Genomic DNA, 19,711 nt, shown 5'->3' with positions numbered 1-19,711 from the left:
AACCAGTCACGCGGTCGGGTAGAGTTGACGGGTGCAAAAGCTGAAACGGGCGGGTTTTACCGCCGCCTCCTTTGTGGTCATCCTGCTGGTCATGCTCCTTGTGAACCAAGCCATGACGCCGGACTGGCAGGTGGAACCCTACCACGACCATCTGCAGGTCTCGACCCGCTCCACTGCCGTCGCTTCAAGCCTGGGCCCCACCACTCCTGAGGGCACCCACCCGGTCAAGGAGCGAAAAATCAGCATCACTCTGGACGGTGGAGTCCGTATTCAGGCCATCGTAAGAGAGCCCAGCGACCGCAAGGGCACCGGACCAGCCTGCCTATTCATCCATGGCGCCGGAACAGGCAAATCCTCCGAAGTGTATGGAGACCTGGCTTCAGCCATGGCCTCGGCCGGCATCACCACCCTGGTGCCCGACAAGCGTTTGGACACCTACACCACCTTCCACCGCGACTATCAGGCCATGGCCGCCGACTATGGACAATCCCTTGATCGTCTCCGCGCCTGGCCGGGCGTGGATCCAACCAAGGTGGGCTTGTACGCCGAGTCCGAGGGCACCTGGATATCGTCCATCATGACCGCCAAGGACCCCAGCATCGCCTTCTCCATCCTGACTTCGCCTCCCGTCTACCCGGGACGACGGCAGATGGCCATGGCGGCCACCAGCTATTTGGACCTGATTGGTGCACCCAAGGGAATCCGGAACGTGATACCCCGGCTCATGGGCATGGACCTTTCCCTGCTGGGCCTGGAGTACGCCGACTTCCCCTCCCTGCCCTATCTGGACCGATTGCGGATGCCGGTCATGATCAACTTCGGCACCATGGATGTCTCCATGCCGGTCGAGCAGGGTGCGCGCGAAATCATCAGCAGAACACACGCGAACGGCAACGACAACGTGACCCTGCGCTACTATCCCACCAACCATCAGATCCGCACCGGCAGCAGGCTGGCCAAGGCCGGGTTGCCCCTGGAACCCAGATACACCCATAATCTGGAAGACTGGATCAACGCCGTGGCACTGGGCACCAAAGCCGATCAATGGTCGACTCCTATGATTGCCGGCAGCCAGCCCCATCAGCTCAATCATGTGCCCAAGCACACGAATACAGGGTTGATGCCTTCGCTGACCGCCCTGCTTACTTTGATGGCCAGTGGCCCCATTCTGCTGGCTGCCGCCCTTGTATCTGCCTTGGTTGGAGCCTTGAGCTCACATCTGCGGACTCGAGGCAAAGACCACCGACAGTCGGGTTTCAGCAAAGGCCTGACCGGACGGCTCTGGTCGCTAGGCCTGCTAGCCGCAGGACTTATGACTGCCCTGCTGGCCTATGCCTTTACTGTGGTCCGCCGGGCGTTTGGCCTTATGCATCTGTCCTCGATGATGGCATCATGCTGGTCCCTGTTGTCCATCCTGTGTCTGGTACTCATCCTGCTCCTGGCGAGCACCCTGACCTGTATCTTCAGCCAATCCGACGGCAAGCCGGCTGTTGCCGGTGCTGGCCACTGGCTGACCCTGACCCTGACCCTGCTGGGGTCCCTGGCCATCCTTGGCAGCCTGATCTTCTGGAATACCTTGGTCTTTTGAGACAGATCGGGTGCGCCTTGCCGATGCCAGCCAGGCTAACACAGACGCGCCAATCAGCACCAGGCCCAGGCCGGCAAAAATCAATGGAATAATCCGCTGCCAGGGTATGACTATGGTCAGATCCGTACCGTAACGCAGAAAGACCAATCCAAGAGCCAACATGGTCAGAGCCAAAAGTCCAACCAGGGCGCCAAAAATGATGGTAGGCAGGCTGGGGCCGCTAGGACGGACCGGCTCCGGAGGCTGCATCCGAACCTGGTATATCGGGGGTGCCTGTGATTCAACCGGCATGACCTTGGTGGCGCGCTCCTGACGATCCAGCGGCTGGCCTCCCTCTGGTTGCTGCATATCAGTCATCTTCCTGATCCTCCCCAAACTGCCATGGATTGTAGCTATAATCCCAATATTCATTGATCGAGCCGCTGTAGAGCTGCGCCCGCTTCGGCTGGGTAGCACTCCCCTGGGCTTGCACGGTGACCCGTGCACCGTCCATGAGATTGGCTTCGACGATCAATTCGGGATCGTCGGGCATATGCCACTGATCCTCCTTGGACGCTCGCAGGGCTTCCTCCCAATTGCGTCGTTCAGCTGATGACGACGTATTGCCCCACCACATCCGGTTTCCCTGTTCCGTCTCGGTTATCCAGTCAGCCGCGCCTGATCCCAAGACCCTGTAGAGGTCGGTGTGTTCCCTATAGGACAAACTGCATCCTTTAGGAATGAGCAAGCGAACGTCAGCATAGGCAACAGCCAGGCGCACGGTGCCCGTCGGGCAGCCTGAGACTGTACTCACCGCATCATCCATAATCTGAACACGATGGGTGCCGTGTTCCCGCTCATAACCAGTCAGGTCAATGACGGCACTTCCCTGATCCTGCGGGTCTCCGACCAGCGCGGTGCCGCGGCGATAACGCCTCATGTCCGCACTGCTCGCCCCCAACGAGCGCCCATAGTTGTTGCCGTTAACTTGAACTGTGGCGTAGTCGGCCAAGCTCCTGCGGTTCTGGGTTTGCTCAATGCCTGGTATGGCCGAACCGGTAGCCAGAATCAGGACAACCAGGCAGGCCATAAAGGCAATGGGAGTCAATCCTCCTGACCTGCGGCCCATCAAGCCCAGGATCAGTATGACCACGCCAAGTGTCAGCGTGACGCCTCCAGCCCAGATTAGAGCGTAGGCCAAGGTCGCATTCAATCCGCGATAGGGGTTCGTGGCCATCCACCAGACCCCTGCTCCGGAGACCAGGATCAGTCCCGACAGAAGACTGACCAGCACAGGTCCGGCGGGACGACGCCTCAGCCGGGGCGGAACCGACGGACCCTGACGGGCTATTCCCGGCCCTGTCGGGAATGACCCAGCTGTGCCATAGCCCGGCCAGGCACTGAATCCATACGACTGATTCATGTTCCCAGCAGGTTCTGCAGGGCCTTCTGCCCCCGTCCAACCTCCGGGAGCTGCACCAGCGCTGGGATTGCCCCCATCTTGCGTATTATTAGAATCGCTGCCGGCGTTTGCCGAATCCTCTGTCTCAGAGATGGGTCCAGGAGAGGCTACCTCCCCTTGTTGCTCCGAAGTTCCATACGAATCGGAATGCTCTGGCTGATCCTTGCATCCTTCCGAGCTCGCATCACTTGCTGTCTGTGCATTGCTTCGCGTCCCTGTGTAATCCTGGTATCCCTCATACCCCGAAAAGCTAGGGTACTCAGGCTGATTCGAATACCGCTGCGAACCTGCACCACTCGGCCGTTCCGAATACTGCGGTCCCATCACCCACGGATCGCCCGAAACCGGCCTGCCGGCATCCGGCCCAGCCCAGTATCCTCTTTGATACTCCAGGGCCTTGTTGCGGCTCCACCGGATGAGCAGATACAGGATCAACGCACCCAAAGCCAGGGAAAAGATTCCGACTCCCAGGGAAAAGATTCCGACTCCAGGAATCAGGATTGCCAGCAGCCAGTAAATGATGATGCCCACCATGGAAGCGTGCCAAATCCCGTGAATCAGCTCCTGGGCAATGATGACCCCACGCCGGTCCGGCAAGACGAACCAGGCAAAACCGTAGAAGGCAGCACCGGCGCCGAAGAGAAAGACCGCCAAAATCATCAGCGCTCTGACCAGGGTTACGCTCCAGCCCAGCCGACGGGCCAAGGCTACGCAGACGCCGCCGATCCATCCCTGGTCGCGGATCAGATAGGACTCCCTGCAGGCGCGGAAGAACTTGTCGGACTTCCACCGCCAGCCGTTATCAGGGCCATTGCCGTTCATGTCGCTACTCATGTCTTCATTACAACACCCAGCGAGCGCAAATCTTATGGGGGAACACCCTGATTCAACCCTGATTTCTTCCCCTTACTGCCTTATCGGCACCGTCCGAAAACGATAATGGAAGCATGAACGCAACCATGCAGGAAGAACAAACGCTGAAGGAACCGCCTCCTCTGCACCCTGCGCGCATGCCCCTGATGAGGCCGCACAAGGGCAGGATCCTGTGCGGAGTCTGCAAGGGCGTCAGTTTGCACCTTGGTATCCCCGTCTTCTGGATACGCCTGGTCATGGTTCTCCTGGCTCCCAAAATGATCACCTGCGTGGTCTACTGCTTTCTTTGGTTGACACTTCCCCAGGGCGATCCCACCCAGGCAGTCCAACCGCATGATCCGCGGTCAGCCCCGCTGGCGCCCAGCATCCTTACTGGGCAACCAGGTCAGAAGGAGGATCACAGCATCACTCCCGGGCGGGTAACCAGACTGCTGGCAGGCCTGGGCATCATCCTCCTGCTGACCGCAGTCATTCTGCTCAGCAGCGGTATGCGCCCCGCCTTTGTCGTCCCCTGCCTGCTTTTCTGCGCTGGACTTGTCCTGGCCTGGGTGAGGCCGGAGAACCAAGGAACCGGCTACCACCTGCCGGCCCTGATCGGAAGCCTGGCCCTGATCCTGTCGGCTGCGGTAATCTTCCTGCTGTCCACCCAGGAATTGCCTTGGGCCCTGACCCTGATAGTCCTGGCCGGCCTGCTTCTTGTAGGCGTGACCGCAGTGGTCGTGCCCTGGGTCGGCTCGATCCTCAGCCAGCTGGGCGATGAACGAGCCATGAAGGAACGCGAGGAGGAGCGGGCCGATATGGCAGCTCACCTGCATGATGGAGTCCTGCAGACCCTGGCTCTGATCCAGCTGCATGCCGACGATCCGCATACCGTCTTCTCTCTGGCCCGATCCCAGGAGCGCGATCTGCGCAACTGGCTCTATCAGGAACGCACCCCCTCAGACCGGTCAGTCAGCACAGGGCTGAGCCAGATAGCCGCACAGGTGGAGGACGAATCCGGCAAGCCGATCGAGGTGGTCACCGTAGGCGACGCCATGCCCTGCGCCCAGACCGATGCCCTGCTCAACGCGGCCCGGCAGGCCCTGGTAAATGCCGTCACCCACGGCGGAGAACCCATCTCCGTCTATTGCGAGGCCCGCAGGAATCAGGTTGAGGTCTACGTGCGCGACCACGGATCGGGCTTCGATATGGATGCGATACCAGCTGACCGTCTGGGAATCCGAGAGTCCATCATCGGACGGATTCGTCGGCGTGGCGGCAGGGTTGAAATCGTCTCCCGTCCCGGCTGGGGCACCGAGGTCAGAATGCATATGCCGCTGTCCGAGGCCAGCCAGCATCAGGAGGGCACGGTTGGTCAGGCCGAAAAAGGGACTGATAGCCCACAATGATAGGATGCATGGTGAACCATTCATTCACAGACGCATGCCGGTCCAATCCCACCTGCACTTGAGGACCCGCGTCGGGAAAGGCAGGCTGAACCACGTCCATGACCACGACTGCAGCAGAGCCCCATCAAGCCGGAAATGGGCCCGCAAGCATCCGTGTAGCCGTCGTCGACGACCATGAGATGTTCCGCACCGGCGTCATCACCACCCTGCAGCCGCATTTTCATGTCGTGGGCCAGGCGGCAGACGTGGAATCCTCCATCCTTATGGTCAGGCAGACACGGCCCGATGTGGTTCTACTGGATGTGCACGTGCCCGGTGGCCAGGGCGGCGGGGGCGCCGAAATCCTGAGCCGCTCCCATCCCCTCTCCCCGCAGTCGGTCTTTCTGGCCCTTTCCGTATCCGACTCGCCCAGGGACGTGGGCTCGGTCATCCGCGCCGGAGCCCGTGGTTACGTGACCAAGACCATCTCCGCCAAGGACCTGGTCTCCTCAATCCGCCAGGTTCACGAAGGGTACGCTGTCTTCTCCCCCAAGCTGGCTGGATTCGTGCTCTCCGCCTTCCAGGAGGACGAGGCAGCGGATGCCGGACTGGCAGAAGACGACGAACTGGATCGACTCTCCGCGCGCGAGCAGGAAGTCATGCGCCTGATTGCCCGCGGCTACACCTATCGCGAGGTGGCCTCCGAGCTTTTCATCTCCATCAAGACGGTTGAGAGCCATGTCTCCAACGTCCTGCGCAAACTCCAGTTATCCAACCGAACCGAACTGACCCGCTGGGCCGCAGACCGCCGTATCGTCTGAACGTCCGCTCAGCAGGCGATACCGCGCTGACGAAGAAGCCGACGCAGACTGCTGATGTCATGGGCAACTATTCCCTCCATGCCTAGTCGGTCAGCCATGGCAACATGCTCAGGATCCGCATCAACGAAGATCGTATGCCCTGGGCTGATGGCGAAGCGACGTAGGGCCAGACGATAGAAGAGCGGGTCGGAGAGGTCCAGATGCTCCTGGGATGAAATCAGGACACCTTTCAGTGCAGAGAGCGGCGAAAGGGTCTCGGATACCGCTTTAACAAGCTGACTGGTCGTTGCCGCCAGACCCCAAAGGGTCAGGCCAGCTCGCCGCAGATCCCCCAGCAGATCTGATGCTCCGGGAAGCAGGCCCTTCACGGCCAGAGTGTAGTTTTCCAAACAAACGCGAATTACCCAGGCGACCGCAGGCCCGTGAGTGGTTTCATAGTCGGCCAGTGCCTGCTGCGGATCCACGCCCAGATTGATCTGCCTGCTGACACAGGCGAAACTCCAAGGGTCCTCCGGGTCCAGCACCATATCGACCACCCCGTCAGGGTACTGCCCGACCAGGGCTCTACGCGGGTCCCAATCCACCAGAGCCCCAGGCAGAGCGAAGAGAATGCTGCCGCCGGGAGCTGCGGGATCGGGACGGTCATCGCTGAACCTCTCATTGCCGGAGAAATCATAACCAGACATGTCACTCAAGATGTCTTGGCCCGATTCCTGCAGGAACTCCTGATGTTGCTTTGCCATGCCCCCAGAATAAACATCTGGACCTACAGGGCCTGCGGCAGATTCCAGTCGATATGTGGTCAATCACTAGGTGGAGGCCATTGCATGGATATATTGGGGCCAGTATTGGTAGGATTTTACGTTTTGCTACCTGCCCAGGGCGGAAGTCCCGCCCGGCACGAAAGGAGCCGTCATGCGTCGGCTGCTGCTCACATCATCATTCTCCGCTACCGCTGACAGGCTGCCCGCCTTCCTCGAAGACTCGCCCAAGAATCATACGGTGGCTTTCATCCCAACGGCCAATCTTCCACAGCGTTCGGATGGTTATGTCCAGGATGCTCGCCAGGCTTTCACCGACATGGGTTGCCGGATTGACAACCTGGAAGTCTCGACCGCGGATGCGGAGACCATACGCCAGAGCCTGGAGGATGACGACCTGATCTATCTGTCCGGCGGCAATACTTTCTTCCTACTACAGGAACTGCGTCGCTCAGGCGCTGCTGATCTGATCAAACAGCAGGTGGATCAGGGAAAACCTTACATCGGTGAATCGGCCGGCGCTGTGGTGACCGGTCCCGATATAGGCTTCCTGGATGCCATGGATCCACGCTCTGCCGCCCCTGATCTGGACTCCACCGTCGGGCTGGGCCTGGTGGACTTCCGTCTCCTCCCCCACCTCGATTCCGAACCATTCGCCGAGGTGACCAGGAAAATTCTGGACCGCTACGGCGACGATGGACCCATAGTGGCCATCAGCAACACCCAGGCCGTGGCAGTCCACGGACGGTGCTTGACCATCCTTTAAAGAAGACCCGTCAGCGACAGAGGCCTTCCATGACCTGGCGGGCCTGATCCAGACGATCACCAGGACAGAGCAGGATGACACCATCCCCAGCAAGCAGCCGAAGATCACCAGCGGGAATTAGCCTATGCTCGCCCCGGCGAAGACCGATTACGGCGCATCCGTGGGGCCATGGAACCTGTCCCAGCAGACGACCGGCCGCCGGACTGCCGTGCTCTATAGGGAACTCCACAGTGACCCTTTCAGGAACCTGGGCATCGGGAGCACGTCCACGTCGATAACGCTCCAGCAAAGCCTCATATATAGGTTCGACACCCAGCAGGTCAGACACCATCAGGGCCGTGAAGGCGCATAAGGCCACGGGGAGCATATGAACCAGGGAGCCGGACATCTCCACCGTCAGCAGGATGGAGGTTATGGGAGCCTTGACCGAGGCCGTCAGGGTGCCAGCCATGGCACAGACCGCGCAGACCGGAATGATTCGAACGGGCATTCCAAAGGCGGCTGCACCCATACCGCACAGGGACCCGGTCAGCGTGCCAACCGCCAGGATGGGCATGAAGATACCACCGGGGGCGCCGCTGCCAAAAGAACTGGCCGTAAAGAGCATCTTGACCAGAAGCAGGACCAGCAGGTTGACGGCCACTGACCAGGCCAGCTCGCGAACGCCTTCCGCCTTGCCGATCAGGTCCTCGCCGCCACCCAGGACGGCAGGCAGCAGCAATCCGACGGGCAGGGCCAGTATGAGGGAGACCACCGGTCCCAGCTTCGAGGGCAGGTGGCTGTAAAGACTCTGAGCACCCAGCAGCAGGCGGTTCATGGCAGCTCCCACCAGACCTGCCACCAGCCCAAGGGGGATCATCAGCAGATACTGGCCGATGGTCAGCTGTGGCATAGCGGTGAAGTCCAGGACCGGACGCAGGCCGAAGCGGTTCTTGGCGATGAAATCAGCACTCAGGCAGGCCATGGCCGCCGAAAGAAGAATCATGGGAGAGAAGGACCGGTGGATCTCCTCCAGGGCGAAGACCATCCCTGAAAGCGGCGCATTGAATGCTGCAGACAGACCGGCAGCCGCACCGGAGGTCACCAGGCAGGTCTCCTCCACACGGCCCCGGCGCAATCCTCGGGAAACCAGCTGGGAACCAGCCGCGCCAATCTGTACCGAGGGTCCCTCGCGCCCCAGGGACAGGCCGAACATGCCGCAGGCCAGACCGCCCAGGAATCGTACGCCCAGCACAGGAAGGGCAGGCATGCGCATGCCGTGGATGACCACTCCTTCGACCTGGGGAATACCGGAGCCGGAGGCCATGGGAACCCGGCCGATCATCCAGGCCAGGGCCAGGCCTACCAGCAGGGCGGCCAGCAACCAAGGAAGGATCAGCAGGGGCTGGTCACGCATCTGTGCGTAGGCCCATCGCGCGAACCTGGTGCCATAGCCGATGCCCTGCCTGTAAAACACCACCAGCACTCCCACCAGCAGTCCACAACAGGCGGCCCTGAACGCCACCAGCCACCGGCTGGTACGGCTCGGCCTGGTCACCTGCAGCGGATCGAAATGATGGGACTGATCCATCTCATCTGCCGACGGTCCTCTCCAAGATAGATTCAGCCTCACCGGCCTGCTCCTTCCCTCCTTTGCGCACAACGGTTTCCAGCATCTCTCAGGGCAGAGACCAGGAGCAATGGATGAGCCTACGGCTTCAACTCTCTGGCAGTATGAAGACCTGGGATGCCAACTTCCGAGCAAGATCCGGCAGGCAGGAGCCAGGCAGGCAGACAGACACTTCGTCGGAGCCCAGCGGCAAAGCGGTCTGTTCATCTGTGGCAGTCAGATTACCATCCAGAACGACGGTATCTACCTGACCCCGACGATCCACAAAATCCAGCAGCGAGACCCGCCCCGGCACCGTGTCCAGGCACTGGCGCAGGGTGGCGGCCGAGGCCATGTGCAGCCTCCGGCATCCGACCACTTCCCGCACCTGGCGCAGATCCGGCCGCCTGATACCCCTGACTACCAGGAGTATCAGCAGACCTCCAGCATCCTCCAGAAGCAGGAATTTGGACAAGTTTTCCACAGAGAGCCCCAGCAGATCAGCAATGCCGAGCTCCATACCCTGATCGATGGTATCCAAGGGCGGATGCTGAACGACGCGCCAATCGATTCTCAAACCGTCCAGCAGCTCTTGCACAGACACAGGCACCATCCTGTCCCCTGAGCCTATTGACTTCTGGCCCATATCGCCTGTAACGCCACGGTCTGCTCTGGCCGCAGGTTGAGTGCCGCTGTCTCCTGAATTCATGGGCGTCTCGTCAGTCGTTGGCCACTTCCGAGTCGGGCTTCAGCTCCTTCTCCTTCTGGCCTATCCGCTTCCTGTCTATGCGGTAGTAGGCATTGAAGAGACCGCCGGAGGTCAGCAGAACAATCAGAAGAACCAACAGCCATATGTTCTCTTTGGCTTCGTATGTCTCGAGCAGCTCATATGAGGAGGAAACCATCTTCAGCCAGCCTGCAACCGACACGAAGTACCAGGCGGTCGCCTGGTCGAGGAAGCTCAGCGCCCGTCGACGTTCCGATCTGGTCCTGGTAGCCTGACGGAGAATCTCATGTCCGCGTTTGCGCTCCAGCTGAATCTTGACGATGGGCACCAGCCACCACCAAGGCGAGACCTCATCCCAGTTCTTGCTCAGCTGATCAAAGTCGTCCAGGAGTTCCTGATATTCCTGCAGCTCCATCAGCCCCTGGAAGAGCGGGAATGTAAAGAGCAGCCAATCCCCGATCAGAGAGACAATGGCGATGAATTGATCCACGACCCGACCTTTCCCTTGCAGAGTCGGCGCCCAAGGGTCGGCTCGCGTGATTACTCATGGCTACCATCCATCATTGTAGGCACCAGGTTCCAGCCCAAACCGCTCTGCAAACAGGGGATTTCAGCGAATACAGGAATGCCCCGGAATGAGCTCCGGGGCATCCACCTGGCGGACAGGGCGGGATTCGAACCCGCGGTGGCTTGCGCCACAACGGTTTTCAAGACCGTCTCTTTCGGCCGCTCAGACACCTGTCCATAAGACGTGCCGATCAGGCACGCCACTCATCTTACGACAAGGTCCGTCCAACCAGCAGCGGAATGTCGACCAATCTCGGCAGAGGCGGCTCAGGCCTCCCAGGTCTTGGGCTCGATGACCTCCTTGCCGCCCACATAGGAGCGCATGGCCTCAGGGATGACGATGGAGCCGTCGGCATTCTGGTGGTTCTCCAGGATGGCGACCAGCCAACGGGTGGTGGCCAGGGTCCCGTTCAGGGTGCTGACAGGACGGGTGGAGCCGTCCTCCAGCCGCTCGCGCTCGTTGAGGCGGCGGGCCTGGTACTCGGTACAGTTGGAGGTTGACGTCAGCTCGCGGTAGCGACCCTGGGTGGGCACCCAGGCCTCGCAGTCGAACTTGCGCGCAGCCGAGGATCCCAGGTCTCCTGCGGCGGTGTCGATGATCCGGTAGGGCACGTCCACCTTGGCCAGCATCTCCTGTTCCATGGCCAGCAGCTGCTGGTGTTGGTCGCGGGAGTCCTCCTGCTTGCAGTAGACGAACATCTCCACCTTGTCGAACTGGTGGACGCGGATGATGCCCATGGTGTCCTTGCCGGCGGAGCCAGCCTCGCGCCGGTAGCAGCTGGACCAGCCACAGTAGCGCAACGGACCCTTGCTCAGATCCAGAATCTCGTCCTCGTGCATGCCTGCAAGGGAGACCTCGGAGGTGCCCACCAGATACTGGTCGTCGGGCTCACGCAGGCGATAGATCTCGTCGGCATGGGCATTGAGGAAGCCGGTGCCGGCCATGACCTCAGGCCGGACCAAGGTGGGGGTGATCGTAGGAATGAATCCATGCTCCATGGCCTGGTCCACGGCCATGGTCAGCATGGCAATCTCCAGCCGGGCCACATCCCCGCGCAGGAAGTAGAAGCGGGATCCGGAGACCTTGACGCCCCTGCGCATATCGATGCCGGCCACGCCCACGCCCAGGTCCAGGTGGTTCTTGGGTTCGAAGCCCTCCTTGGCGAAGTCGCGCGGAGTGCCGATCTTCTTGACCACCACGTAGTCGTCCTCGCCGCCCTCGGGTGCCTCGGGCTCCACTACGTTGCTGAACTTCCACATCAAATCGGTGTACCTGGCGTTGGCCTCGTCGGAGGCTGCCTTGCAGGCGTTCACCTTGTCCGACATGCTCTTGGTCCGGGCCAGAAGGTCGGCTTTCTCATCAGGAGAGGCCGAACCCATACGCTTGCCGAGGGTCTTCTGCTCGGCCCTGCGGCTTTCGTAATCCTGGAGCGCAGCCCTGCGCTCGCTGTCCGCCTTCAGCACTTCGTCGACGAGTTCGACCGATTCGCCACGTTTGCGCTGTGATTCACGGACAACATCCGGATGTTCCTGAATGAACCTGATATCTAACATATCTGAATTCTATGACTTTCAGGGGACACGAAAACCGGCCCCGCACACCTCATTCCGGGCCTTATGACCTCTGCTGCAACCGGTCCGGCCGCCGACCCAGCCGAAAAGAGCAAGAAGGACGGGAAGACGGACGGGAACCGATCGTCCCTGATATGCATATGCGCCTACCCCGCATCACTTGCCGAATACAGTCTTACGGAACCGTTTGCCGGTGGGGGTGCCCGCGAGCCCGCCGATGCCGGTCTCCCTCAGTGATGAGGGCATGCTCTCGCCGATGGACTTCATGGCTGCAATGACCTCATCGGGCGGGATCCTGCTGACGCCACCCGATAAGGCGATATCAGCAGCGATCAAAGCGTTGGCAGTGCCGATGGCGTTGCGGTTGACGCAAGGCACCTCCACCAGCCCAGCCACAGGATCACAGACGAGGCCCAGCAGGTTGCTCATGGCTATGGCGAAGGCCTGAGCACTGGCATTGGGATCGCCCCCTGCACCCTCAACCGCTGCAGCAGCGGCCATGCCGGATGCGCTGCCAACCTCGGCCTGACAGCCACCTGTGGCTCCGGAGATCATCGCCTTATTAGCCGTAACCAGTCCGAAAGCCCCTGCCGTGAACAGGCAACGGATCAGCCCATCGTCATCCAGCCCCAGTCGGTTCCTGAGCACGGTGAGCACTCCGGGCAGGGTCCCGGAGGAGCCGGCCGTAGGGGTAGCACAGATGATGCCCATGGCCGCGTTGACCTCATTGGTAGCCATGGCGGCCTCGACGGCCTGCAGGATGGCATCGCCGCTCAGGCTGGTTCGTGTCTTCCGGTAATGCTCCAGCAGAGCCGCCTGACCACCGCTCAGCCCAGTCTTGGAAAATACGCCATCGCCCTGGGACCCCCTGGCCACGGCAGCCTGCATGACCTGCAGGTTCCTGGCCATTCTCTCCCAGACCTGTTCGCGGGTCTGGTGCGAACGTCGCACCTCCTCGTCAATGGCCACTTCGGATATCGACGAGCCGCGCCCTTCGGCCATACTCACGAGTTCAGCGATCGAAGTGAACATGCGCCATGCCTCCTAGTCGATATAAATCATCCGGGACGAGTGACCCGCAATCTGCTTCTGCCGCTGCGCGGAAAGCGGATTGTCCAGATCGAACTCGTACACCGCCATGCCGGCCGGACCCTCGGGTTCATACCTGGTCTGCTTGGTCACGCCCTCCTCCCGAAGCAGATCGCGTATGCGCTCCAATCGCCGACCGGCGTCGTTTTCGGATTCATCCAGTTCCACCAATAGGATGGGCAGAAGCCCTGGAGGAGTGATCAGGCAGCCATCCAAGTTGATACGCCGCACTTCAATGGTCCCGCCCCCGATGGAACAAGCCGCGTAAATCACCCGACCGGCTGGGCCCTGCAAGTCCAGGATGGCGGTGTTCGGGTGGTCGATGGGACTTGGTTCGTCCTCCTCGTGGAAGGTCAAATCCATACCCTGCCTACGGGCGATGCCGATGGCATCAGGCACTCGGGGGTCATCAGGCGCAAAACCCAGCAGGCCGCTGATGATGGCATAGTCGGTACCGTGGCCGCTGTGCGTGCGAGCGAAAGAATCATAATAATGGATATCAGCACGGCTCGGAACACCTCCTGCAAGGATGTGGCCAACCCGTCCAATGGCCACCGCCCCGGCCGTGTGCGAGCTGGAGGGGCCAATCATGATGGGGCCTATGATGTCGAACACACTCTTGTACTTATCCATGCCCGCCTCCTCTTCCCATACCCCCGGGTTTTCCCGGACTTCCAGCGCACGAAGCCGTTGCAACTCCAGACCGAAGGGACCACATGGACCGAGTGCCATCTTAACTTTACGGTTTTCACTACTCAATCCGCTCATACTGTCAGCGTGATTGCTGTAGAGGGTTCGTTCACGTCGGACACGCCCAAGGGCTGCGGGTCGGCACGGCGCGCAAAATAGAGTCATGCCAATTCCAGCGGTCGTCATCCTCACCATCCTGGCAGCGGCGGCCATTGTCGTCACTGCGGTGGTGCTGATCGTCCGAGCCCAAAGACGGCATAGGTTCGCCATGCAGATCCTGGCCCGGGACGACGACCAGCTCAGCTACGCTTTCGTCATCAACCCCTCCAAGCCCCAGGCAGCCGCCGCCCGCGAGCGCATCCAGCAATACTGCCGGGATAAGGGCATTCGCGAGTTCAGCTTCATCGAAACCCAGCTGGATCGGGACGGGAGGGCCTGTGCCCGCATGGCACTGGAGCGTGGAGCCAACGTAGTCGTTGCCGTGGGCGGGGATGGGACAGTGCGCACCGTAGCCAGCGCCATGGCTTCCAGCGACCATGTCATGGGCATCATCCCCATCGGGACCGGAAACCTCTTCGCGCGGAACATGGGCATTCCCGTAGGCGATCTGGACGCTGCCCTGGCCGTGGCCACCTCGCACGGATCCACCCAGGTGGATGTGGGCCGCATGGCCTTGCTTGACGCAGACGATCAGGACCAAGGCCATGGTCACGCCTTCCTGATCATCGCCGGCATTGGCTTCGATGCTCTGATGATTGACGACACCGACCCCAACCTGAAGAAGACCGTCAGCTGGCTGGCTTATTTCATCAGCGGCGCCAAGCATCTGTTCGCACCCAAGTACACCGCCGACATCGCCATAACCCGGCCCGACCAGGTCACGCAGACCAACACCTCAGTGACCTTCCGTACTTTCATGGCCGGCAACTGCGGGGAGATTCCGGGGTTCTCCCTGATGCCCGACGCCTCCTACGATGACGGCATCCTGGACTTCGAGATCATCGACACCTCCGCCGGCCTGATCGGCTGGGCCAACCTCTTCGGGGATGTCATGCATCAGACCATCACCCGCAAGTCCAGCCAGAGCCCCCTGTCGACCAACTCCACCATCGTCCAGCTGCAGGGGACAAAGGCGGAGATCCGCCTGGAGAAGCCCGCCCTGGCCCAGGTGGACGGCGACATTCTGGGCGAGACCCGCCACATCGCACTCAGCGTGGAGCGCCGGGCCCTGGACGTGCGGGTGCCCCAGTCCGACTGAGACTGAAAGAGCCTGTTGCTCCTCTGTCCGCTTTCTCAGGCCGGGGTGGCATGATGGAAGCCATGACAGCACAGAATGCGGGCAAGCCTGCCAGCCCAGAAGATCTGATCAACGTCGACGATCTGATCGGCAGGTACTACGATCTCGTCCCCGACCCTTCCATTCCCTCCCAGCGGGTGTCCTTCGGTACCTCCGGGCATCGCGGCTCCGCCCTGACCACATCCTTCAACGAGGCCCACATCGTGGCCATCAGCCAGGCCATAGCCGAACAGCGGGCCAAGGACGGGGTCACCGGACCGCTCTACCTGGGCCGCGACACCCACGCCCTCTCCCTGCCCGCCTGGAAGACGGCCATCGAGGTCCTGACCGCAAACGGGGTCCGGGTGCGCATCGATGCCAATGATGACTACACCCCCACCCCCACCGTCTCCCAGGCCATCCTGACACACAACCGGGCGGCCGACGGCACCCAGCGCTTCTCCGGCAAGGACCTGGCCGACGGAATCGTGGTCACTCCCTCCCACAATCCGCCCACAGACGGTGGATTCAAGTATGACCCGCCCACAGGCGGTCCTGCTCCGGCCGAAACCACCAACGCCATAGCACAACGGGCCAACGAGCTTCTGGGCGACTACAGGCGGGTCAAGCGGATTCCCTTCGAGGATGCCATCAAATCCGACCTGGTTGAGCGCTTCGACTACCGGGAACACTACGTGGCCGACCTGGGCAATGTCATCGACTTCGATCTGATCAGATCCTCAGGGGTCCGCCTGGGCATCGACCCGCTGGGCGGGGCCTCGGTCAACTACTGGCCGCTGATCAATGAAAAGTACGGTCTGAACATTGGCGTCGTCAACCCGGAGGTGGATCCGACCTGGCGGTTCATGACCATCGACCACGATGGGAAGATCCGAATGGACCCCAGCTCCCCCTATGCCATGAAGGGTCTGGTGGATCGCCTCAACGCCGGAGCCTGGGACTCCTACGACCTGGTAGGCGGCACCGATCCGGATGCTGACAGGCATGGCATCGTCTGCCCAGGGACCGGTGTCATGAACCCCAACCACTACATCGCCGTATGCGTGGAATACCTCTTCTCCGGCAACCGCCCCGGATGGCCCGAAGGCGCCGGCATCGGCAAAACCCTGGTCTCCTCCTCCCTGATCGACCGCGTGGCTGCCTCCATCGGCGCCAGGCTGATCGAGGTGCCTGTGGGCTTCAAGTGGTTCGTCGACCCCCTCTTCAAGGGCGAGGTGGCCTTCGGTGGCGAGGAGAGCTCCGGGATGAGCTTCCTGCGCCGGGACGGCCGTGTCTGGACAACTGACAAAGACGGGCTGATCCCTGACCTCCTGGCTGCCGAAATCACCGCCAGGACGGGAAAGAATCCGGCCCAGCTCCACCAGGAGCAAGTGGAGCGCTTTGGCCAAAGCTGGTACAAGCGGGTGGACACCCCCACAACGTTGGAGCAGAAACAGAAGTTCACCCGGCTGAACGGCGACGATGTGACGGCTTCCACCCTGGCAGGCGAGCCCATCACTGCCAAGCTGACCGAGGCCCCGGGCAATGCGGCCAAAATCGGAGGCATCAAGGTGACCACCAAGAACAACTGGTTTGCCGCCCGCCCCTCCGGCACTGAGAACATTTACAAGGTCTATGCGGAATCCTTCGTTTCCCCTGAAGCCCTGGACCAGGTTCTGGACGACGCCGACCATGTAGTCGCCAAGGCCCTGGGCTGAACTGCAGACAGGGTCGCATCCCCACCCCTGCACCAGTCATAACTGGCGCGGGGGTTCTCAATTTTCTTGCTTAAACTGGAACCATGACCAATGACAAGAATCTGGTCGTCTCCACCGACGGCAGCGCACTGAGCAATCCTAACGGTCCCATGGGCTGGGCCTGGGCCGACCATCAGGGCGGTGACGCGGATGCAGGCGGCGCAAGCAACGGTACCAATCAAATCGGCGAACTATGCGCTGTGCTGCAGGCCCTGCGCGCCCACCCAGGCGAGCGCCCGCTGGTCATCGAAACCGACTCCCAATACGCCATCAACTGCTCCACAACCTGGGTGCCCGGATGGAAGAAGAAAGGTTGGAAGAACTCCCAGGGCAAGCCGGTCAAGAACCGCCCCCTGATCGAAGCCATCGACCAGGAGATCCAGGCGCGGCAGGGATCGGTCAGGTTTGTATGGGTCAAGGGCCATGCCGGCGACACCTTCAATGAGAAAGTTGACACTCTGGCCCGCGGCTATGCCACAGCTGCAGGCAAGGGCGACCGGGAAGGCTGTCTGCCCATCGAGGGCTGGCGCTCGCTGCTGGCCTCACCCTATGCCAAGGGCACCCAGGTTCCGCCCACAGTCGAGGATGAGCTGGACGGAGGACCCCAAGTCCTGGACGAGCTGGGCCGCAAGAAGGTACGCCTGGATCAGGAAGAGCAGAAAGAGCTGGCCGAAACCGCCGTCGAGTCCGAAGCGGTGGATGCCGAGCAGGCCAAATCTGTGGAAGCAACAGCCGACGCAGACGATGGCATACCCGATCCTGACGTAGCCGATGGTCAGGAAGACGAACTCTCACCGGATTCCAAGGACACCACGGACGCCGATACGCCTGACCTCGAGACCAAGGATTCCGGCACTCGGGGGCTGAGAGCCAGCGGCCGCATCCGTATCATGCCACCTCCGTCCGGCAGCAGCATGTTCACTGGACAGGACCTGCATATCGTCGGCAGCATCGATCTGGACGCTGACATCGACCCTGACGGCTACGTGACCATCCATGAAGCACCTTTCCGTCTGCACGCCATCGAGGTAAGAGACTGAACGCCTCATGGACCGTCAGGGGCCATCGTCTACACTGGAGTGAACCTGAATCAACAAGACCCGCAGACATCAGTCGTTGAGTGCATGCGGGCATGAAGGAGCGTGTATGGACAAGACCGAGCAGGACAGACTGAAGAAGGCCGCCGGCATCGAAGCAGCCAAGCTGGTCGAGAACGGCATGACCGCTGGACTGGGCACCGGATCCACGGTCCGGTTCTTCGTGGATGAACTGGGACGGCGCGTCAAGGAGGAGGGCCTGGAGTTCACCGGCGTGACCACCTCCCGGCGGACCAAGGAGCAGGCTGAAGGCTACGGAATCCACATCGTCGACATCGACCAGGTGGATCACATTGATGTCACCATCGACGGGGCCGACGAGGTCGACAAGGACTTCAACGGCATCAAGGGCGGCGGCGCAGCCCTGCTCTGGGAGAAGATCGTGGCCGTCAATTCTCGAAAGATCGTCTGGATTGTGGACGAGTCAAAGGTGGTCGACACCATCGGCCGCTTCCCCCTGCCAGTGGAAGTCATCCCCTTCGGCGAGCGCCACGTCCTGGATCGCTTCAAGGAGCGCGGCTACAACCCAGTACTGCGGCTGGACGGCCAGGGGCAGCCGGTTCTGACCGACGAGCACAACCACATCATCGATCTGCATCTGGATCGGATCGAGCACCCGCAGGATCTGGCCCAGGACCTGATCACCACCGTGGGTGTCGTGGAGCACGGCCTCTTCCTCAACATGGTCGACACAGTCATCGTGGGCGACCCCAACGGACCCCGGGTCATGACCAACGCCAACAAGTGAGCGTCAGCAACCATCCCCCATGCTGGTTGGAAGCATCCGGCTGGCCACGATGACCGGCGATGATATACATGAAGCCCCCCGCGTCCATTCGACGCGGGGGGCTTCGTTGACCCTTAAGGGCCATAAGTCATAAAGCTACTTGCGCTGGTGACGAGTCTTGCGCAGCAGTTTGCGGTGCTTCTTCTTGCTCATCCGCTTGCGGCGCTTCTTGATGACAGAACCCATCCGAGCCTCCGATCCTTAGTTACCTGGAAGTGTCCAACTTGCTTATCTTACACCGCTTGCGGGACGACTAGAGCGGAAAGGCCTTGTAAAAAGCCTCCAGCGCAGTCCGTTGGCCCTGGGCGCGGAAGACCACCGTATCATTCTGCCAGATGACAATAGCCTTGTGCTCGTCGTCGCCATCCTTCTTCTCCAGGTAGGATCCGGTCACCGTGCCGCCGCTGCGAACATTGCCAGAGGCCAGCTCCTTGCCGGACATGCCCGTGGACTGGCTGTCATAGAGCGCCTTGGCATCCTCGCTCCTGGACCATTGAGCCAGGTGGAGTGACACATCGCCGCCGGACTTGCCGGATGAGTAGATCAGGTTGTACTCCTCAATAGGTGTACGGGTGCTCCACTCGCTGTCAGAATCCGCTTTGACACGGGCGAACTCGCCAACCGTATCGGGCATGGCCTTGAGCAGCTCGGAAGCCGAACCAGGCAGGGGCACCGCCGTGGCCTTGGGGCTGCTGGCTTGCGAGGGCTGTGAGGAGGCGGAGGCCGAAGCCTGAGTGACGGGCTCTTGGCTGCGCACGGCCCAGTGAGGCCAGACGAAGGCCGATAGGAGCACCAGGACCACCACCGCCGCCAGTGCGATAACCAGACCGATCCGTCGACTGCGCTGCTTGGCGCGCGCGGAAGGGCCAGGGGAAGAGGACAGTGGTGCAGTAGGATTGTCAGCCATGCCTCCATTCTCTCATGGGCAGGGTGTCGGCACTGCG

18 protein-coding genes and 1 tRNA gene are annotated in these 19,711 nt (G+C 61.2%); 8 read left to right on the top strand and 11 right to left on the bottom strand.

Annotation, left to right across the window (positions count from 1 at the left end):
* The first annotated feature begins 31 nt into the window (after positions 1-31).
* The gene (locus tag ACUIAF_RS08460; protein WP_445338570.1) at positions 32-1,588 is read left to right on the top strand and encodes an alpha/beta hydrolase family protein; all 1,557 of its coding nucleotides are present in this window, start codon (positions 32-34) and stop codon (positions 1,586-1,588) included.
* Positions 1,589-1,937: 349 nt separating this feature from the next.
* On the opposite strand, the gene ACUIAF_RS08455 is transcribed toward ACUIAF_RS08460, so the two are convergent.
* Positions 1,938-3,863 (bottom strand): PspC domain-containing protein, encoded by a 1,926-nt coding sequence (locus ACUIAF_RS08455; RefSeq protein WP_445338569.1) that lies wholly within the window; start codon positions 3,861-3,863, stop codon positions 1,938-1,940.
* Positions 3,864-3,976: 113 nt separating this feature from the next.
* On the opposite strand from ACUIAF_RS08455, the gene ACUIAF_RS08450 reads away from it, so the two are divergent.
* Both ACUIAF_RS08450 and ACUIAF_RS08445 read left to right on the top strand, forming a co-directional pair.
* Entirely contained in the window at positions 3,977-5,290 is a 1,314-nt protein-coding gene (locus tag ACUIAF_RS08450) for a PspC domain-containing protein (protein ID WP_445338568.1), read from the top strand.
* Between the two features lie 98 nt (positions 5,291-5,388).
* Positions 5,389-6,090, top strand: coding sequence for a LuxR C-terminal-related transcriptional regulator (locus ACUIAF_RS08445; RefSeq protein ID WP_015022301.1), 702 nt, complete (start codon positions 5,389-5,391; stop codon positions 6,088-6,090).
* Between the two features lie 8 nt (positions 6,091-6,098).
* On the opposite strand, the gene ACUIAF_RS08440 is transcribed toward ACUIAF_RS08445, so the two are convergent.
* A complete protein-coding gene (locus tag ACUIAF_RS08440) occupies positions 6,099-6,833 on the bottom strand; it encodes a hypothetical protein (RefSeq protein ID WP_445338567.1) in 735 nt (244 codons plus the stop codon).
* 172 nt (positions 6,834-7,005) lie between these two features.
* On the opposite strand from ACUIAF_RS08440, the gene ACUIAF_RS08435 reads away from it, so the two are divergent.
* Positions 7,006-7,617, top strand: a complete 612-nt coding sequence (locus ACUIAF_RS08435) for a Type 1 glutamine amidotransferase-like domain-containing protein (RefSeq protein ID WP_445338565.1) — start codon at positions 7,006-7,008, stop codon at positions 7,615-7,617.
* 10 nt (positions 7,618-7,627) lie between these two features.
* Here the strand turns inward: ACUIAF_RS08435 and ACUIAF_RS08430 are convergent, their stop codons facing one another.
* From ACUIAF_RS08430 to ACUIAF_RS08400, 7 genes are all read right to left on the bottom strand, one after another.
* A complete protein-coding gene (locus tag ACUIAF_RS08430; protein ID WP_232347090.1) occupies positions 7,628-9,187 on the bottom strand; it encodes a ClC family H(+)/Cl(-) exchange transporter in 1,560 nt (519 codons plus the stop codon).
* Positions 9,188-9,314: 127 nt separating this feature from the next.
* A complete protein-coding gene (locus ACUIAF_RS08425) occupies positions 9,315-9,809 on the bottom strand; it encodes a YbaK/EbsC family protein (protein ID WP_445338564.1) in 495 nt (164 codons plus the stop codon).
* A 115-nt stretch (positions 9,810-9,924) separates the two neighbouring features.
* Positions 9,925-10,422 carry a hypothetical protein gene (locus ACUIAF_RS08420; protein ID WP_045935686.1) on the bottom strand — a complete coding sequence of 166 codons (498 nt, stop codon included), beginning with the start codon at positions 10,420-10,422 and terminating at the stop codon, positions 9,925-9,927.
* A gap of 166 nt (positions 10,423-10,588) precedes the next feature.
* Positions 10,589-10,676: transfer RNA gene (locus ACUIAF_RS08415), tRNA-Ser, on the bottom strand.
* A gap of 90 nt (positions 10,677-10,766) precedes the next feature.
* Positions 10,767-12,053, bottom strand: a complete 1,287-nt coding sequence (gene serS / locus ACUIAF_RS08410; RefSeq protein WP_110417580.1) for a serine--tRNA ligase — start codon at positions 12,051-12,053, stop codon at positions 10,767-10,769.
* 174 nt (positions 12,054-12,227) lie between these two features.
* On the bottom strand, positions 12,228-13,103 hold the full coding sequence (gene sdaAA, locus ACUIAF_RS08405; protein WP_445338562.1) for an L-serine ammonia-lyase, iron-sulfur-dependent, subunit alpha: 876 nt from the start codon (positions 13,101-13,103) through the stop codon (positions 12,228-12,230).
* A 12-nt stretch (positions 13,104-13,115) separates the two neighbouring features.
* A complete protein-coding gene (locus ACUIAF_RS08400; RefSeq protein WP_110417582.1) occupies positions 13,116-13,793 on the bottom strand; it encodes a serine dehydratase beta chain in 678 nt (225 codons plus the stop codon).
* A 220-nt stretch (positions 13,794-14,013) separates the two neighbouring features.
* On the opposite strand from ACUIAF_RS08400, the gene ACUIAF_RS08395 reads away from it, so the two are divergent.
* The 4 genes from ACUIAF_RS08395 to rpiA all read left to right on the top strand — a co-directional run bounded on the left by ACUIAF_RS08395 (position 14,014) and on the right by rpiA (position 18,728).
* Positions 14,014-15,108: a diacylglycerol/lipid kinase family protein gene (locus ACUIAF_RS08395; RefSeq protein WP_445338560.1), complete on the top strand. Its 1,095-nt coding sequence runs from the start codon at positions 14,014-14,016 to the stop codon at positions 15,106-15,108.
* Between the two features lie 62 nt (positions 15,109-15,170).
* Positions 15,171-16,844, top strand: coding sequence for a phosphoglucomutase (alpha-D-glucose-1,6-bisphosphate-dependent) (gene pgm, locus ACUIAF_RS08390; RefSeq protein ID WP_445338559.1), 1,674 nt, complete (start codon positions 15,171-15,173; stop codon positions 16,842-16,844).
* A gap of 83 nt (positions 16,845-16,927) precedes the next feature.
* Positions 16,928-17,923, top strand: coding sequence for a ribonuclease H family protein (locus ACUIAF_RS08385; protein WP_445338557.1), 996 nt, complete (start codon positions 16,928-16,930; stop codon positions 17,921-17,923).
* A gap of 106 nt (positions 17,924-18,029) precedes the next feature.
* A complete protein-coding gene (gene rpiA, locus ACUIAF_RS08380) occupies positions 18,030-18,728 on the top strand; it encodes a ribose-5-phosphate isomerase RpiA (protein WP_015022313.1) in 699 nt (232 codons plus the stop codon).
* Between the two features lie 135 nt (positions 18,729-18,863).
* Here the strand turns inward: rpiA and ACUIAF_RS08375 are convergent, their stop codons facing one another.
* Both ACUIAF_RS08375 and ACUIAF_RS08370 read right to left on the bottom strand, forming a co-directional pair.
* Entirely contained in the window at positions 18,864-18,953 is a 90-nt protein-coding gene (locus ACUIAF_RS08375) for a 30S ribosomal protein bS22 (RefSeq protein ID WP_004268639.1), read from the bottom strand.
* 67 nt (positions 18,954-19,020) lie between these two features.
* Positions 19,021-19,674 carry a hypothetical protein gene (locus ACUIAF_RS08370; RefSeq protein WP_198203319.1) on the bottom strand — a complete coding sequence of 218 codons (654 nt, stop codon included), beginning with the start codon at positions 19,672-19,674 and terminating at the stop codon, positions 19,021-19,023.
* Between the last annotated feature and the right edge of the window lie 37 nt (positions 19,675-19,711).

The organism is Bifidobacterium sp. ESL0822, assembly GCF_052606675.1.
The sequence above is the reverse complement of the archived record's forward strand: the minus strand, read 5'-3'. Positions and strand labels throughout refer to the sequence as shown.

Coding starts and splice junctions, on each gene's coding strand:
- ACUIAF_RS08455 (WP_445338569.1), bottom strand. CDS start 3,863: ATGAGTAGCGACATGAACGGCAATGGCCCTGATAACGGCTGGCGGTGG.
- ACUIAF_RS08450 (WP_445338568.1), top strand. CDS start 3,977: ATGAACGCAACCATGCAGGAAGAACAAACGCTGAAGGAACCGCCTCCT.
- ACUIAF_RS08445 (WP_015022301.1), top strand. CDS start 5,389: ATGACCACGACTGCAGCAGAGCCCCATCAAGCCGGAAATGGGCCCGCA.
- ACUIAF_RS08440 (WP_445338567.1), bottom strand. CDS start 6,833: ATGGCAAAGCAACATCAGGAGTTCCTGCAGGAATCGGGCCAAGACATC.
- ACUIAF_RS08435 (WP_445338565.1), top strand. CDS start 7,006: ATGCGTCGGCTGCTGCTCACATCATCATTCTCCGCTACCGCTGACAGG.
- ACUIAF_RS08430 (WP_232347090.1), bottom strand. CDS start 9,187: ATGGATCAGTCCCATCATTTCGATCCGCTGCAGGTGACCAGGCCGAGC.
- serS (WP_110417580.1), bottom strand. CDS start 12,053: ATGTTAGATATCAGGTTCATTCAGGAACATCCGGATGTTGTCCGTGAA.
- sdaAA (WP_445338562.1), bottom strand. CDS start 13,103: ATGTTCACTTCGATCGCTGAACTCGTGAGTATGGCCGAAGGGCGCGGC.
- ACUIAF_RS08400 (WP_110417582.1), bottom strand. CDS start 13,793: ATGGATAAGTACAAGAGTGTGTTCGACATCATAGGCCCCATCATGATT.
- ACUIAF_RS08395 (WP_445338560.1), top strand. CDS start 14,014: ATGCCAATTCCAGCGGTCGTCATCCTCACCATCCTGGCAGCGGCGGCC.
- pgm (WP_445338559.1), top strand. CDS start 15,171: ATGACAGCACAGAATGCGGGCAAGCCTGCCAGCCCAGAAGATCTGATC.
- ACUIAF_RS08385 (WP_445338557.1), top strand. CDS start 16,928: ATGACCAATGACAAGAATCTGGTCGTCTCCACCGACGGCAGCGCACTG.
- rpiA (WP_015022313.1), top strand. CDS start 18,030: ATGGACAAGACCGAGCAGGACAGACTGAAGAAGGCCGCCGGCATCGAA.
- ACUIAF_RS08375 (WP_004268639.1), bottom strand. CDS start 18,953: ATGGGTTCTGTCATCAAGAAGCGCCGCAAGCGGATGAGCAAGAAGAAG.
- ACUIAF_RS08370 (WP_198203319.1), bottom strand. CDS start 19,674: ATGGCTGACAATCCTACTGCACCACTGTCCTCTTCCCCTGGCCCTTCC.